We start from the raw sequence: 16,426 nt of genomic DNA on the forward strand, positions 1-16,426 counted from the left end.
CATCCTGTGCTCGGTCCAGTCCAACGTTTCGTGACCGTACAAACCGCTCATTGCGCGGGTCTCTCAGGTCGATCACCACGGGTCAAACCCACCGCACAGCGCCTGGAGGGTGCCTGTGAGCAGGGATCATACGTCCGTAACGCCCTCGTCACTCGTCCAGTTGTGCGCGGATGGACATGCCGCTGCGAGGCGCGGCCAAGGGCCCGCTTACCCTGATTCGACCGTTCGCCCGTGGACGGCATGATCGGTAAGCGCTATGTGATCTGGAGCATACGATGGCCACCTCCACCGATGTGGAACCCCGCCAGGAGGCGGCCCATCAAGGGGGTCGGCTGCGGAGCTGGCTGCTGGAGGGCCTGTCCGATATGGCCAAGCAGCAGCCGGGGCCGCACGCCCAGCCCCCGGAGGGGCACAAGGGGCAGCGGTGGTGGCGGGTGATGTGCCTGACCGGCGTGGACTACTTCTCCACGCTCGGCTACCAGCCCGGCATCGCCGCCCTCGCCGCCGGGCTGCTGTCCCCCATCGCCACCGTCGTGCTGGTGGCCGTGACCCTGGCCGGGGCGCTGCCGGTGTACCGGCGGGTGGCCAAGGAGAGCCCGCACGGCGAGGGGTCGATCGCGATGCTGGAGCGGCTGCTGTCGTTCTGGCAGGGCAAGCTCTTCGTGCTGGCGCTGCTGGGGTTCGCGGCCACCGACTTCCTGATCACCATCACCCTCTCGGCCGCCGACGCCTCCACCCACCTGGTGGAGAACCCGCACTTCACCAGCGTTCTGCACGGCCATGAGGTGGCCATCACACTGGGGCTGATCGCCCTGCTCGGCGCCGTCTTCCTCAAGGGCTTCATGGAGGCCATCGGTGTGGCCGTGGTGCTCGTGGGCGGCTACCTGGCGCTGAACGCGGTCGTCGTGTTCGTCGGGCTGTGGCATGTGGCCACCGCGTCCCACGTGGTCACCGACTGGTCGCGGGCGCTGACCGAACAGCACAGCAACCCGCTGATCATGGTCGGTCTGGCGCTGGTGGTGTTCCCCAAACTCGCGCTGGGGCTGTCCGGGTTCGAGACCGGTGTGGCCGTCATGCCCCATGTGGAGGGCGGCCCCGACGACACGGAGGAGCGCCCCACCGGGCGGATCCGGGACACCAGGAAGCTGCTCACCACCGCCGCCGTGATCATGAGCGTCTTCCTGATCACCACGAGCTTCATCACCACCGTGCTCATCCCGCAGGACGAGTTCAAGGCCGGCGGCGAGGCCAATGGACGAGCTCTCGCGTATCTCGCCCACCACTACCTGGGGTCCATCTTCGGCAGCGTCTACGACGCCGCGACCATCGGCATCCTGTGGTTCGCGGGCGCCTCCGCGATGGCCGGGCTGCTCAACCTGATGCCGCGCTATCTGCCCCGCTACGGCATGGCCCCGCACTGGGCCCGCGCGGTGCGTCCCATGGTGCTGGTCTTCACCCTGATCGGCTTCCTGGTCACCTGGCTCTTCGACGCCGACGTGGACGCCCAGGGCGGTGCCTACGCCACCGGGGTGCTGGTCCTGATGACCTCCGCCGCCGTCGCGGTCACCATCGCCGCCCGCCGCGCCCGGCAGCGGGGCTGGACCATCGGCTTCGGCGTGATCTCCGTGGTCTTCGTCTACACCACCGGGGTGAACGTGGTGGAACGCCCCGACGGTGTGAAGATCGGGGCGTGCTTCATCGCGGGCATCATCCTGGTGTCACTGCTCTCCCGGCTCGCCCGCGCCTTCGAACTGCGCGTGACGGACATGGAGCTGGACGCCACGGCGGAGCGGTTCGTCCGCGACGCCGCCACCCGCCGCATGCGGTTCATCGCCAACGAGCCGGACAACCGCGACCCGGCCGAATACCGCGACAAGATCCACCAGATCCGGGCCGACAACGACATCCCGACCGCTGACGACCTCATCTTCGTCGAGGTCAGCGTGCGTGACCCGTCCGACTTCGAGACGGCGGTACGGGTGCGCGGCGAGGTGCTGCACGACCGGTACCGGGTCCTCACCCTCGACGGCTCCAGCATCCCCAACTCACTGGCCGCCCTGCTGCTCCACATACGGGACGCCACCGGGCAGCGGCCGCACATCTACTTCGAGTGGACCGAGGGCAGCCCCTTCGCCCAGTTCCTGCGGTTCTTCCTGTTCGGCCAGGGGGAGGTCGCCCCCGTCACCAGGGAGGTGCTCCGCGAGGCCGAGCCCGACCGCGCCCGCCGGCCGCACGTCCACGTCGGCTGAGTGCCAGGGCGGACTCACGCACTCACGCCGGAGGCTTCTGGGCCGGCGCCGCGGCGTCGGCGACGATCGCCCGCAGCGCCTCGATGTGGCCGTTGAAGGCATCCCGCCCGGCGCTGGTGAGCCGGGCGCGCACCTTCCGGCGGCTGCCGCTGAGCCGGCGTTCCGTGGCGACGTACCCGGCCTCCTCGAGCGTCGTGAGCTGCTTGGAGAGCGCCGAGTCGGACAGCTGGAGCCGGTCCTTGAGGTAGGCGAACTCCGCCCAGTCGGCGGCCGCCAGGGTCGCCACCAGCGACAGCCGGGTGCTGGGGTGGATCAGCTCGTCGAACCGCGCCTTCGTCATGCCCGCGCCCACCGGCGCAGCACGCGCAGCATCTCCGGTCCGCCGAACCCGACGACGGCCGCGGTCAGCACCGCCGCCCAGATACCGGCATGGCCGGCGCCGTCGGCGTCAAGCGCGAGCGCCACCAGGACGGTGACCCCGATGAGCCCGAGCAGCATGCCGACCACCACCAGCGGGGTGCGGCGACCGGCGACCGCCGCGCTCACCTGGAGCCGGTCCGTGCGTCGGCGTCCGTCGAGCAGGCGAGAGGCGAGCACCCCGTGCCCCACGCCGAAGCCCACCGTCGCGACCCCGGCCAGCCAGGGCGGCAGCACATTGCCGAGCACGCCCAGCAGAATCCAGCCGGCCGCCATGGCCCACCAGTAGCCGCGGGGCAGGCCGACCTCCTCGGCCACCTGGCGGCGGGCACGGTCGGCCGCGTCGAGGGCGGTGCGGGCCTGCTCCGGAACGATGTTGTCCATGCCGAGGCCTCACTTTCCTATCGGGAAAGTAAGCGTCCTACTTTCCCGATAGGAAAGTCAAGAGCCGGAGGTGCCAAGCGGGGGGTTGCAGAGAGTGGCGGGCGGGTGGCTCCGGCGTCGGCTGGGGGGCTCAACGCCGCGCGTGGCGGATCTTCAAGCGTCCGAACCCCACGGCCCCGGAGATCCGGATCTTCGGGCCGCCCGGGCCGCCCGGGCCACTGGGGAGGGACGGCCGGGGCTTGTAGCGCAGGTCCTTCCACCCGGTGTGCAGGCCCTCGACGTCGACGATCGCGTCGCGCGGCACCGTGATCGTGGCTCTGCCGGTGCCGAGCGCCAGCTCGATGTCGACGATCGGGTGCTCGATGACCGCACGGGACAGGTCCAGGTGCACCCTGCCGAACGCCGACTCGACCTTGAGGGTTCGTGGTACGAGCCATGGGCCGCGCCGCCGGATCCGTCCGCTGTGGGCGGCGATCGTGGACGTGGTGTCCGGGGGCTCCGCGGGGAGCGAGGCGAGGGCCGACATGAGCTCGCCGTGGGTCGTGGCGGTGAGCACCGTATGGAGGCGCTGGTCCATCTCCTCGTGCGAGATGTGCCCTTCGGCGTACGCATCCTGTAGGCGCCGCACGGCTGCCTCGCGGTCGTCTTCGCTGACGAGTGACGGCGGGTTTTCCGGCGGAGAGGTCACCGTCGCACTCTACTGCCGTACCGGAGCCGCGGTGACGGCCCGACCGACACAGCCCCGCGCCCCTTCGGGGCGCACCCGAACCGCACCGGACTTCAGCGAGGGCGCTTAGCCATGGGCGGGAGGGGTGTCCCGCGGTTCGGAGGGGGCGAGGAGGTAGGAATGGAGCTGCCCGAGCAGTTCGGCGATGCCCTCCCGGTCGGCGCGGTAGCGGACCAGTTTGCCGCTGCGGGTCGACTGGAGCAGACCGCCGCGCCGGAGCACCGCGAGGTGCTCGGAGGTGGTCGACGGGCCGAGCCCGGCGCGCTCGGCGACCTCGCCCACGGTCAGCTCCTCCCCGTCGGCGAAGTGCGCGAAGAGCTTCTGACGGGTTCCGCTGGTCAGCGCCTTGAGGAAGACCTGGAGGTCGTCGCCGGGTACGGCGGCCCCGGGGCGTACGGCCCGTCCCGTACCGGCGTCCGCCCGCCCGGACACCGGGTCGCCGGCCGCCCGTGGGAGCTCGTCCGGGGCCCGGTACGGGCGGGGGACGCGGAGCGGGCGGTGGAGGTCGAACTCGGTCGGGGGGATGTCCAGGGCTGAGCACGCCTGGCGGACGACGTCCCGTTCGCTCTCGTCGAAGTAGCCGTCGGCGCAGCCGATGACGATGCCGATCTGGATGACGGCCCGCGCCTCGGCGGGCCTCCGCTTCGCCTTGCCGATCTCCCGCATGGCGCTCGCCGTGCCGAGGGTGAAGTCCGTGGTGAGCTCGTCGAGGTGATCCTCGAAGCGGCGGTGCAGATCCTCCGGGGGGAAGTTCTGGAGCACGTCGTTGGTGGCGATGAGCTGGGCCACGCGCCCCCGCTCCGACGGGTCGATCGTGCCGTCCGCCGCCGCCACCAAGGCGCACATGGCCATGCTCGCGTCCCGGAACGCCCCGCTCTGCAACTCGTGCTTCTTCGCCGTGAGCTGAGCCTGCATCGTCTGGACCGAGTCCCTCAGGCGGTCCCACAGCGTCATCTGCATCTCCTTCTCAGTAATACCTCCATTGTGGGCAGAAAACAGAATCTACATGTTTGTAGAGCTCCCGTGGCCATGGCGCGTCAGGGGGAATGAGGGGGATGTTTAGGGGACGGCCCGCTCGCCGCCGGAACAAGAATTTCACCAACGGCGGCGAGCTCTTCCGAGCTCGCTGGAGCTTTCTCTCCCGGGCCTTCCTTCCCTCGGGCCGCGCGACCGGAGCGCGGCCGTCCCGCGCACGGGGCGATCCCGCGCGGGTCGGTCGCCGCTCCCGCGCGCCCTGCTTCGAACCGAGAGGTGTGGCGGCATGCTACGGACTGACCTGATCCGGCCGGTGCCGGAACTGCTCCAGGCCAACGCGGATCGCTTCGGTGACAAGCCGGCCTGTTCCGACGGCCACCGTACGGTCAGCCATGCCGAGCTCGAGCGCCGTACCCGGCGGCTGGCCGGTCATCTCGCCGGGCTGCGGCTGCATCCCGGCGACCGCGCGATGATCTGCCTGGGCAACCGCGTCGAGATGCTGGAGAGCTACTTCGGCGTCCTGCGCGCGAACGCCATCACGGTGCCGGTCAACCCGCGTTCGACCGATGCGGAGCTCTCGTATCTGCTCTCCGACAGCGGCGCCCGGCTGGTGCTCACCGACATCGCCCACGCCGATCAGTTCGACCGGCTGCGGGAGCGGTTCCCGGAGCTGAGGGTGGTGGTCAGCGGGGACGGCCCGCTGCCGGAGGGTTTCGTCGCGTTCGAGCCGCTGCCGGACACCGAGCCGGAACTTGCGGCCCGCGACGACCTGGGCCTGGACGAGATCGCGTGGATGCTCTACACCTCGGGCACCACCGGCCTGCCGAAGGGCGTGCTGTCCACCCAGCGGAACTGCCTGTGGTCCCTGGCCGCCTGCTACGTACCCGTGACGGGGCTGACCGCCGAGGACCGCGTGCTGTGGCCGCTTCCCCTCTTCCACAGCCTTTCGCACATCGTATGTCTGCTGGCGGCGACCGCCGTCGGGGCCAGCACCCGGATCGTGGACGGGGTGTCGACGGAAGATGTGCTGGAGGCGCTGCGCGAGGACCGCTCGACCTTCGTCGCCGGAGTGCCGACGCTCTACCACCACCTGATCGAGGCGGCGCGGGATCGTGACTTCGCCGCGCCCCAGCTGCGGATCGCCCTCGTGGGCGGGGCGGTGGCCACGGCGGACCTGGTCAGGTCGTTCGAGTCCACCTTCGGGGTGCCGCTCGTCGACGCGTACGGCAGCACCGAGACATGTGGCGCGATCGCGGCGAACTGGCCCACCGGCCAGCGGGTCGAGGGCTCGTGCGGGCTGCCGGTGCCGGGGCTGACGGTGCGGCTGGTGGACCCGGACACGGGGGTGGACGTTCCGGCCGGACAGGAGGGCGAGTTCTGGGTGTCCGGGCCGAACATCATGGCCGGATACCACAACCAGCCGGAGGCGACGGCCGCGGCGCTGCGCGACGGCTGGTACCGCACCGGGGACCTCGGCCGCCGCGACAAGGCCGGGTTCTGCACGGTGACCGGCCGGATCAAGGAACTCATCATCCGCGCCGGGGAGAACATCCACCCGGGCGAGGTCGAGGCCGTGCTGCGCACCGTGCCCGGCGTGGCGGACGTGGCCGTGGTGGGCAAGCCGCACGCGGTGCTCGGCGAGGTGCCGGTGGCCTTCGTGGTGCCCGGCCCGGACGGCTTCGACCCGTCGGCGCTGCTGGCCATGTGCCGCGAGCGGCTGTCGTACTTCAAGGTCCCGGAGGAGATCTACGAGATCGCCCGGGTGCCGCGCACCGCCTCGGGGAAGATCACCCGGCATGTGCTGCTGGAGCTGCCCGCACGGCTGCGGGCCGCCGGGGACGGCCAGTACGACTCGCTGCTGCGGCTGGACTGGGTGCCGCAGGCGGCGCTGCCGGACGCCCCGGTGGGGAACGGCACTTGGGCACTGATGGACACCGACCCGCTCGGCCTCGCGGAGGGGCTGCGGGGCGTCGGGGTGGACGTACGGGTGGTGGACGGCGCCGTTGTGGCGGACGGCCGCCCGAGCCCGGATGTGGTCGTGGTGGCGCCCGCGGTGCGGGACGTACCGGGTGAGGAACAGGACCCGATCGGCGAGCCGACGGCCCGGCTGGGCGCGTGGCTGGCCGACGACCGGCTGGCCGGGACGAGGTTCGTGGTCGCCACGACGGGCGCGGTCGCCACCGGTGCTGAGGGGGCCGCACCGGAGCCATTGGCGGCGGCGCTGTGGGGTGTGGTGCGGTCGCTGCAAGCCGCGTACCCCGGCCGACTGACGCTGGTGGACGTGGACGTGGCCGGGAACGCGGACGTCGCCGGGGACGGGGACGGGAACGTGTTCGCGGACGTCGACCGGGACGGGGAGGACGGCCGGGAAGCCGCACTGCTGCGTGCCGTCGAGGACGGGCACGACCAGGCGGCGATCCGTACCGGCGTACTGCTGGTGCCGCGTCTGACTCGTATCTCGGTCCCCGTGGAGCCGGACCCCGGCCCCGACCCCGCCCCGGCTCTCGACCCGGACGGACTGGTCGTGATCAACGGTGGCGACACCGTCCGTGGCACCGCGCTGGCCCGCCACCTGGTGACCGCCTACGGCGCCCGCCACCTGCTGCTGCTCGGCGCGAACGGTCTGCCGGAGGACGCGGCGGCCGCGTTGCGCACCGAGTTGGGGCAGGAGGGCGCCCAGGTCTCGATGGCCGTGTGCGATCCGGCCGACCTGACGGCGCTGGACGCGGTGCTGGACGCACAGGACCGGCCGGTGACCGCCGCGGTGCACATCGAGGAGCCGGGCCCGGAGCGGTCGCTCGACGCGTCGCTGCGCGGCATGACACACCTGGACGAGCGGACCCGCCGGGCCGACCCGGCGCTGTTCGTCGTCGTCACCTCCGCCGCGGGTGTGCTGGGCTCGCCGGGCCGCCCGGAGCGGGCGGCCGCGGACCAGTTCGGCGAGGCCCTGGTACGGCGGCGCCGGGCGCTGGGCCTGGGCGGGCTGGCCCTGGCGTGGGGTCCGCTGCCGGGCGAGCAGGGCACGGCGCCGGTGGCCGGTGCCGTGCCCCTGCCCGAGGCGCTGGCCCTCTTCGACGCGGCGCTGACCGCCGCCCAGGGCCCGCTGGTACTGCTCAGGCCGAGCACCACGGGGCTGCCGGGCGGCGAGCCGGTGCCCGCGGTGCTGCGACACCTGGTGGACGCGCCGTCCGGCGTACCGACGTCGGACGAGCCCGCCGTCGCGGAGTTCCGGCGGCGGCTGGAGGCCGAGAGCGAGTCCGGCCGGCAGCGCACGGCGTTGGCGCTGGTACGCGAACACGCCGCGGCGACGCTGGGGTTGGCCTCGGCCGACGCCGTTGAGGCCGACCAGGCGTTCAGCGCGTTCGGCTTCACCTCACTGACCGCCGTCGCGCTGAGGAACCGGCTGAACGCGGCCACCGGCGCACGGCTCGCCGCCACGGTGGTCTTCGACCACCCGACCCCCGCCGCGCTGGCGCGGCATCTGGTGCGGGAGATCACCGGGAGGCGGCGCGAGCGAGAGCAGGCGCCGGTGCGGGCACGCGGGGTGTCCGACGAGCCGGTGGCGATCGTCGCGATGGGCTGCCATCTCCCCGGCGAGGTCAGGACGCCCGACGACCTGTGGCGGCTGGTGGCCGACGGCCGGGACGCGATCGCCGGGTTCCCGGAGGACCGGGGCTGGGACCTGGCCGGGCTGTTCGACTCCGATCCGGACGCCGTGGGCACGTCCTACGTGCGCGAGGGCGGTTTCCTCAGCGACGCGGGCGGGTTCGACGCCGCGTTCTTCGGCATCTCGCCGCGTGAGGCGCTGGCGATGGACCCGCAGCAGCGGCTGCTGCTGGAGACGGCGTGGGAGACCTTCGAGAACGCCGGAATCGACCCGACGTCGCTGCACGGCACCGATGTCGGCGTGTTCAGCGGGGTGATGTACCACGACTACGGGTCCGACGCCGGGACCGCGGCGGAGGGCCTGGAGGGCCATCTCGGCGTGGGCAGCGCCGGGAGCGTCGTCTCCGGACGCGTGGCCTACGCACTGGGCCTGACCGGGCCCGCCGTGACCGTGGACACGGCCTGCTCGTCCTCGCTGGTGGCGCTGCACCTGGCGGTTCAGGCGGTGCGTACGGGCGAGTGCTCGTTGGCGCTCGCCGGGGGTGTCGCGGTGATGAGCAAGCCGACGTCGTTCATCGAGTTCTCCCGCCAGCGCGGCCTCGCCCCCGACGGCCGTTGCAAGTCCTTCGCGGAGGGGGCCGATGGCACCAACTGGTCCGAGGGCGTCGGTTTGGTGCTGCTGGAACGGCTGTCGGACGCCCGCCGCAACGGGCATCAGGTGCTCGCCGTCGTCCGTGGTACGGCGGTGAACCAGGACGGGGCGAGCAACGGCCTCACCGCGCCCAACGGTCCGTCCCAGGAGCGGGTGATCCGGCAGGCGCTGGCGAACGCCGGTCTTTCGGTGGCCGATGTGGACGCGGTCGAGGCACACGGCACCGGTACCAGTCTCGGCGACCCGATCGAGGCCCAGGCCCTCCTGGCCACCTACGGGCAGGAACGGTCGGAGGATCAGCCGCTCTGGCTCGGTTCGTTGAAGTCCAACATCGGGCATGCGCAGGCGGCGGCGGGCGTGGCCGGTGTGATCAAGATGGTGCTGGCGATGCGGCACAACACGCTGCCGAAGACGCTGTACGCCGACGAGCCCACCAGCAAGGTGGACTGGGCTTCGGGTGCGGTGTCGCTGCTGTCCGAGGCGCGGGCATGGCCGGAGACGGGACGTCCGCGACGCGCGGGGATCTCGTCGTTCGGCGTCAGTGGGACGAACGCGCACGTGATCCTGGAGCAGGCGCCGGACGCGGACGCGCCCGCGGCGGATACGGACGAGGAGGGTACGCCTGGTCTCGTGGCCACCGGCGGGGTGGTGCCGTGGCTGCTGTCCGGCAAGACCCCGGTGGCGCTGCGCGCCCAGGCGGAGCGCCTAGTCAGCCACCTGGAAGCGGGGGATGCTCCGCGTGCGGTCGATGTGGGCTGGTCACTCGCCACCACCCGCGCCGCCCTGGAACACCGAGCGGTCATCCTCGCCACGGACACGCAAGGCGGCACGGCAACCGCCCGCGCCCTGGCGGAAGGACGACCCGACCCACTCCTGATCACCGGACAGACCGGGGCGGATGGCAAGACCGTGTTCGTCTTCCCCGGTCAGGGCGCCCAGTGGGTCGGCATGGGAGCCCAACTCCTCCAGACCTCTCCCGTGTTCGCCGAACGCCTCCACGAATGCGCCGAGGCTCTGGCCCCGTACACCGACTGGTCATTGATCGACGTCATCACCGGCGCACCTGATGCCCCTTCGCTTGAGCGCGTTGATGTCGTTCAGCCCGCCACGTTCGCCGTCGTCGTCTCCCTCGCCGCCCTGTGGCAATCCGTAGGTATCCACCCCGACGCCGTCATCGGCCACTCCCAGGGCGAAATCGCCGCCGCCTGCGTCGCCGGACACCTCACCCTGACCACCGCCGCCAAAATCGTGGCCCTCCGCAGCCAGACCATCGCCCACCACCTCGCCGGACACGGCGGCATGATGTCCCTCGCCGCCCCCGCCCACACCATCAACCTCGACGACTGGCACGGCAAACTCTGGATCGCCGCCCACAACGGCCCCAACGCCACCGTCATCGCAGGCGACACCGACGCCCTCCACCAACTCCACACCCACTACACCGACCAAGGCATAAGGGCCCGCATCATCCCCGTCGACTACGCCTCCCACACCGGACACGTCGACACCATCCAAGACCAGCTACACCACGTACTCGAAGGGGTCACCGCCCAGCCCGGCACCATCCCCTGGCTCTCCACCGTCACCGGCCAGTGGATCGAACCCCACACCCTCGACAGCGACTACTGGTACCGCAACCTCCGCCAAACCGTCCAATTCGAGCCCACCATCCGCACCCTCGCCAACGACGGCTACCGCACCTACATCGAGGTAAGCCCCCACCCCGTCCTCACCACCGCCATCCAAGAAACCCTCGAAACCACCAACACCCCCAACACCACCATCGTCACCGGCACCCTCCGCCGCGACGACGACACCCCCACCCGCTTCCTCACCCACCTCGCCCACCTCACCACCCACGGCCACACCCCCAACTGGACCACCCTCTACACCACCACCAACCCCCACCCCACACCCCTCCCCACCTACCCCTTCCAACACCACCACTACTGGCTCACCCGAGGCAGCAGCGCGGGCGATGTGAGTGCCGTGGGTCTTCAGGACACCGGCCACCCGTTGGCCGGGGCCGTGGTGAGCGTGCCCGACACCGGTGGAGTGATGCTCACCGGGCAGCTGTCGCTGACCACCCATCCGTGGCTGGCCGACCACGCCGTGTCCGGAACGGTGCTGCTGCCCGGCACCGCGATGGCCGAACTCGCCATCCGCGCCGGGGACGAGACCGACACCCCCACCCTGGAGGAGCTCGTCATCGGCCAGCCGATGACATTGCCCGAAGACGGTGCGCTCCAGGTCCAGGTGCTGGTCGGCGGCGCGGAGGACGGGCGCCGCAGCGTGCGGGTCTACTCCCGTGCCGACACGGCCCAGGAATGGCTGGAGCACGCCTCGGGCACTCTCGCCGCGCAGCCGGACGGCCCGGCCGAGGACGGCATGCGGGACGACACGCGGGACGGCGCCGCCGAGTGGCCGCCGCCCGGTGTCGAGCCGGTCGCTCTGGACGACTTCTACGACGACCTCGCCCAGGCCGGGTACGAGTACGGGCCCGCGTTCCGCGGTCTGAAGGCGGTGTGGAAGCGCGACGGCGAGGTGTTCGCGGAGGCCGCGCTGCCGGAGGAGCAGTCGGAGGTGGCCGGACGGTTCGGCATCCACCCGGCACTGCTGGACGCCGCATTGCACGCGAGCAACTTCTGCGTCCCCCCAACCCCGGGCCAGACGCCACTCCCCTTCGTATGGAACGACGTACGGCTGCTGGCGACGGGAGCCACCGCAGTCCGCGTACGCGCCCGCGCCACCGGCACGGATTCGTTCACCATCAGCCTGTTCGACAGCACCGGCGCCCCCGTCGCCTCGGTGGACTCCCTGGTGCTCCGGGCGATCAGTCCCGAACAGCTCGCCGCCGCCTCCAGCGGCGCCGATCGGTCCGCTGACGCGCTGTTCACGCTGGATTGGACCGAGCACCCGGCCACCGCCGACAACGAGGTCTCGTGGGCCATCCTCGACGACGCCGACGTGGACGCGCTGGTCGCGGGCGAGGACCGGCCCCAGGCCGTGCTCGTCGACACCACGGCCTGGGCCACCGAGGGCACCGGCCTGCCCGCGCGGACCCGGGGCCTGGCCACCCGCGCACTCAATCTGGTGCAGCGGTGGGTCGACCAACCCGAACTCACCGACATCCGGCTGGTGTTGCGCACCCATGGCGCGGTGTCCGTACACGACACCGCGGAGGTCACCGATCCGGCCGCCGCCGCGATCTGGGGCCTGATCCGCTCCGCCCAGTCCGAACACCCCGGCCGTATCACCCTGGTGGACGCCGACGACGTATCGCGGGAGGCCCTGTCCGCCGCGGTGGCATCCGGCGAACCGCAGTCGGCGCTGCGCCGTGGGGTGCTGTGGGTGCCGCGCCTGGTGCGGTCGCCGCACGGGCTGGCCGTACCCGAGCACGACCACTGGTACTTGGACGTCTCGGAGAAGGGCAGCCTGGAGAACCTCGTGCTGCGGCCGGACCCCGAGGCGACCGCGCCACTGGCCACCGGTCAGGTCCGGATCGAGGTCCGCGCCGCCGGTCAGAACTTCCGGGACGTGCTCGTCGCGCTCGGCGGCGTGGCGGATCAGGAGGGCCTGGGCGGCGAGGGCGCCGGTGTGGTGACCGAGGTCGGCCCGGGTGTCGAGGACCTGGCCGTGGGCGACCGGGTGATGGGCCTGTTCCCCCGCTCGTTCGGCCCGCTGGCCACCGCGGACGCCCGAACCGTGGCGCCGATCCCCGAGGGCTGGTCGTACGCCACCGCCGCCGGTGTGCCGGTGGCCTATCTGACGGCGCTGTACGGGCTGCGGGACCTGGGCTCCATCCAGCCGGGTGAGACGTTGCTGGTGCATGCCGCCGCGGGCGGGGTGGGCATGGCCGCCGTCCAGTTGGCACGGCACTTCGGCGCCACCGTGTACGCCACCGCCCATCCGTCGAAGCACCATGTGCTGACCGCGCTGGGAGTGCCGGAGGAGCGTCTGGCGTCCAGCCGCGACCTCGGTTTCGCCTCGGCGTTTCCCGCGCTGGACGTGGTGCTGAACTCCCTCACCGGCGAGTTCGTGGACACCTCACTGGGGCTGCTCGGCACCGGTGGCCGGTTCGTGGAGATGGGCAAGAACGACATCCGCGATCCCGCCGCGGTCGCCGAGGCACACCCCGGTGTCGGCTACCAGGCGTTCGACCTGGGAAGCGACGCTGGACCGGACCGCATCCGGGAGTTGCTCGCGGAGTTGGTGGAGCTGTTCCGGCAGGGTGCGATCCAGCCGCTGCCCGTACGGCACTGGGACATCACCCAGGCGCCGACGGCCTTCCGCTGGATGAGCCAGGGCCGTCACACCGGCAAGATCGTGCTCACCGTCCCCCGCGCCCTGGACCCCGACGGCACCGTCCTGGTCACGGGCGGCACCGGCACCCTCGGCGCCACCATCGCCCGCCACCTCGTCAGCCACCACGGCGCACGCCATCTGCTCCTCGTCAGCCGCCAGGGCCCCGACGCCCCGGGCGCTACGGATCTCACCACCGAACTCACCGAACTCGGCGCACACGTCCGCATCGCCGCCTGCGACACCGCCGACCGCGACCAGCTCGCGACCGTCCTCGCCGACATCCCGGCCGACCATCCCCTCACCGCCGTGGTCCACACCGCAGGAACCCTGGACGACGGCATCCTCACCGCACTCACCCCCGACCGCCTCGACACCGTCTTCCGCCCCAAGGTTGACGCGATCACCCACCTCCACGACCTCACTCACGACCACCACGACCTGGCGGCGTTCGTCATCTACTCCTCCGCCGCCGGAACGCTCGGCAACGCGGGCCAGGCCAATTACGCCGCCGCCAACGCCTTCCTCGACGCCTTCGCCCAGTGGCGGCACGCCCGCCACCAGCCCGCCACCTCGCTGGCGTGGGGGCTGTGGAGCGACACCAGCACGCTCACGGCGACGATGGACGCCACCGACGTACGCCGTACCCGGCGCGCGGGTGTGCTGGGTATGGACAACGCCGAGGCGCTGCGGGTGTTCGACACCGGGCTGCGGTCCGGACTGCCCGCGCTCATGGCCGCGAAAGTCGACCTCGCCGCCCTCCGCGCGCCGGACGCCGAGGTGTCCCCGCTGCTGCGCGGGCTGGCACGGCCGGTGCGGCGCACGGTGCGGGCCGTGGCCACGGCGCCGGCGGCCGGTGGTCTGTCGGGGCAGCTGGCCGGGCTGTCGCCCGCCGGGCAGCGGGAGTTCCTGCTCGACCTGGTGCGGGCGGAGGCCGCGGTGGTCCTCGGCCACCCCGGTCCGGAGGCGATCGAGCCGACAGTGGCGTTCAAGGAGATGGGCTTCGACTCGCTGACGGCCGTCGAGCTGCGCAATCGGCTCAACTCGGCGACGGAGCTGCGCCTGCCCGCGACATCGCTCTTCGACCACCCGACCCCGGTCCTCCTCGCCGAGTTGCTCCACACCGAGCTCGGCGGCGGTCCGGCACCCGCCGCCGCGACCCCGGTGACCGTGCGCACCGGCGCCGCAGCGGACGAGCCGATCGCCGTGGTGGCGATGAGCTGCCGGCTGCCGGGCGGGGTGACCGACCCGGACGGGCTGTGGGACCTGCTGCTCGGCGAGCGCGACGGCATCACCGACTTCCCCCGCGACCGGGGCTGGGACCTGGAAGCGCTGTTCGACGCGGACCCGGACCACAGTGGCACCTCCTATGTGCTGCGCGGCGGGTTCCTCGAGGACGCGGCCGGTTTCGACGCGGACTTCTTCGGCATCTCGCCACGCGAGGCGCTGGCGATGGACCCGCAGCAACGGCTGTTCCTGGAGGCCTGCTGGGAGACGTTCGAGCGGGCGGGCATGGATCCGACGGCGGTGGGAGGCCGGGACATCGGCGTGTTCGCCGGTGTCATCAACCAGGACTACGGCGTGCGCGGCGGACCCGCCCCCGAGGACCTGGAGGGCTATATGCTCACCGGCTCGGCGACGAGTGTCGCCTCCGGCCGGGTGGCGTATGTGCTGGGCCTGGAGGGCCCGGCGGTCACGGTGGACACGGCGTGCTCCTCCTCGCTGGTGGCCATGCACTGGGCCGTACAGGCGCTGCGGCAGGGCGAGTGCTCGATGGCGCTGACCGGGGGCGCCACGGTGATGGGGCGTGCCTCGGCGTTCGTGGAGTTCTCGCGCCAGCGCGGTCTGGCGCCGGACGGCCTGTGCAAGGCGTTCGGCGCGGGTGCGGACGGCACGACCTTCAGTGAGGGCGTCGGCGTACTGTTGCTGGAGCGGCTGTCCGACGCCCGCCGCAACGGCCATGAGGTGCTGGCCGTGATCCGCGGTACGGCGGTGAACCAGGACGGCGCGAGCAACGGCCTCACCGCGCCGAACGGGCCGTCACAGCAGCGGGTGATCCGGCAGGCGCTGGCGAACGCCGGACTGTCCGGCGCCGACATCGACGCGGTCGAGGCACACGGCACCGGCACCGCCCTCGGCGACCCCATCGAGGCCCAGGCCCTCCTGGCCACCTACGGACAGGAACGCCCGGGGGACGAGCCGGTGTGGCTCGGTTCGCTGAAGTCCAACACCGGACACACACTGGCCGCGGCGGGCGTGTCCAGCGTCATCAAGATGGTGCTGGCGATGCGGCACGGCACGCTGCCGCGGTCCCTGCACGCCGACGAGCCGACGCCTGAGGTGGATTGGGCGTCGGGCGCGGTGTCCCTGCTGACCGAGGCCCGGCCCTGGCCCGAGACCGGGCACCCCCGCCGCGCCGGGATCTCCTCCTTCGGGATCAGCGGCACCAACGCCCATCTCATCCTGGAGCAGGCACCCGAGCCGGAGCCCGAAGCCGCGCCGAAGCCGGACGACGGTGCGGACGCCCCCGGGCTCGTGGCGACCGGCGGGGCCGTGCCCTGGGTCCTGTCCGCCAGGACCCCGGCAGCCCTACGGGCTCAGGCCCAACGCCTGCTGGACCACCTGGAATCCGACGTGACCGCACAGCCGTTGGACATCGGCTGGTCCTTGGCCACCACCCGCACCCTCCACGACCACCGGGCCGTCATCATGACCGACACCGAGGGCAGTGAGGCCACGGCCGCGCTCACCGCCCTCGCCACCGAACAGCCCCACCCCCGCCTCACCACCGGCCACGCCACCACTCGCGGCAAGACGGTCTTTGTCTTCCCCGGCCAGGGGGCCCAGTGGACAGGCATGGGAGCCCAACTGCTCCAGACCTCACCGGTCTTCGCGGCCCGGCTGAACGAGTGTGCCGAAGCCCTGGCCCCCTACACCGACTGGAACCTCATCGACGTCATCACCGGCGCACCCGACGCACCCTCGCTCGACCGCGTCGACGTCCTCCAGCCCACCACCTTCGCCATCATGGTCTCCCTCGCCGCACTCTGGCAGGCCAACGGCATCCACCCCGACGCCGTCATCGGCCACTCCCAAGGCGAAATCGCCGCCGCC

The 16,426-nt window shown here is 72.0% G+C and carries 6 protein-coding genes and 1 pseudogene; 2 read left to right on the forward strand and 5 right to left on the reverse strand.

Features of this window, described 5'->3' with window-relative positions:
- Positions 1–275 precede the first annotated feature (275 nt).
- Positions 276–2,249 carry an APC family permease gene (locus ACT2CW_RS40005; protein WP_445520132.1) on the forward strand — a complete coding sequence of 658 codons (1,974 nt, stop codon included), beginning with the start codon at positions 276–278 and terminating at the stop codon, positions 2,247–2,249.
- 22 nt (positions 2,250–2,271) lie between these two features.
- Here ACT2CW_RS40005 and ACT2CW_RS40010 read toward each other — a convergent pair whose 3' ends face one another.
- The 5 genes and pseudogenes from ACT2CW_RS40010 to ACT2CW_RS40030 all read right to left on the reverse strand — a co-directional run.
- A complete protein-coding gene (locus tag ACT2CW_RS40010; RefSeq protein ID WP_445520133.1) occupies positions 2,272–2,589 on the reverse strand; it encodes a transcriptional regulator in 318 nt (105 codons plus the stop codon).
- Positions 2,586–3,050 carry a hypothetical protein gene (locus tag ACT2CW_RS40015; protein WP_164435988.1) on the reverse strand — a complete coding sequence of 155 codons (465 nt, stop codon included), beginning with the start codon at positions 3,048–3,050 and terminating at the stop codon, positions 2,586–2,588. The genes ACT2CW_RS40010 and ACT2CW_RS40015 overlap by 4 nt, the downstream gene beginning before the upstream one ends.
- Positions 3,051–3,180: 130 nt before the next feature.
- The gene (locus ACT2CW_RS40020; protein ID WP_445520134.1) at positions 3,181–3,738 is read right to left on the reverse strand and encodes a DUF1707 SHOCT-like domain-containing protein; all 558 of its coding nucleotides are present in this window, start codon (positions 3,736–3,738) and stop codon (positions 3,181–3,183) included.
- Positions 3,739–3,843: 105 nt separating this feature from the next.
- A complete protein-coding gene (locus tag ACT2CW_RS40025; protein WP_240812882.1) occupies positions 3,844–4,209 on the reverse strand; it encodes an ArsR/SmtB family transcription factor in 366 nt (121 codons plus the stop codon).
- A gap of 69 nt (positions 4,210–4,278) precedes the next feature.
- Positions 4,279–4,731: pseudogene (locus ACT2CW_RS40030) on the reverse strand (tellurite resistance TerB family protein); the annotation flags it as partial.
- 307 nt (positions 4,732–5,038) lie between these two features.
- Between ACT2CW_RS40030 and ACT2CW_RS40035 the strand changes: the two are divergent.
- Positions 5,039–16,426: SDR family NAD(P)-dependent oxidoreductase (locus ACT2CW_RS40035; protein ID WP_445520135.1), on the forward strand; the 11,388-nt coding region annotated here is incomplete at its 3' end.

Source organism: Streptomyces sp. NEAU-174 (assembly GCF_052665095.1).

Bases quoted from the DNA above. Each gene is read 5' to 3' on its own strand.
- ACT2CW_RS40010 (WP_445520133.1), bottom strand. From the start codon at position 2,589: ATGACGAAGGCGCGGTTCGACGAGCTGATCCACCCCAGCACCCGGCTG.
- ACT2CW_RS40015 (WP_164435988.1), bottom strand. From the start codon at position 3,050: ATGGACAACATCGTTCCGGAGCAGGCCCGCACCGCCCTCGACGCGGCC.
- ACT2CW_RS40005 (WP_445520132.1), top strand. From the start codon at position 276: ATGGCCACCTCCACCGATGTGGAACCCCGCCAGGAGGCGGCCCATCAA.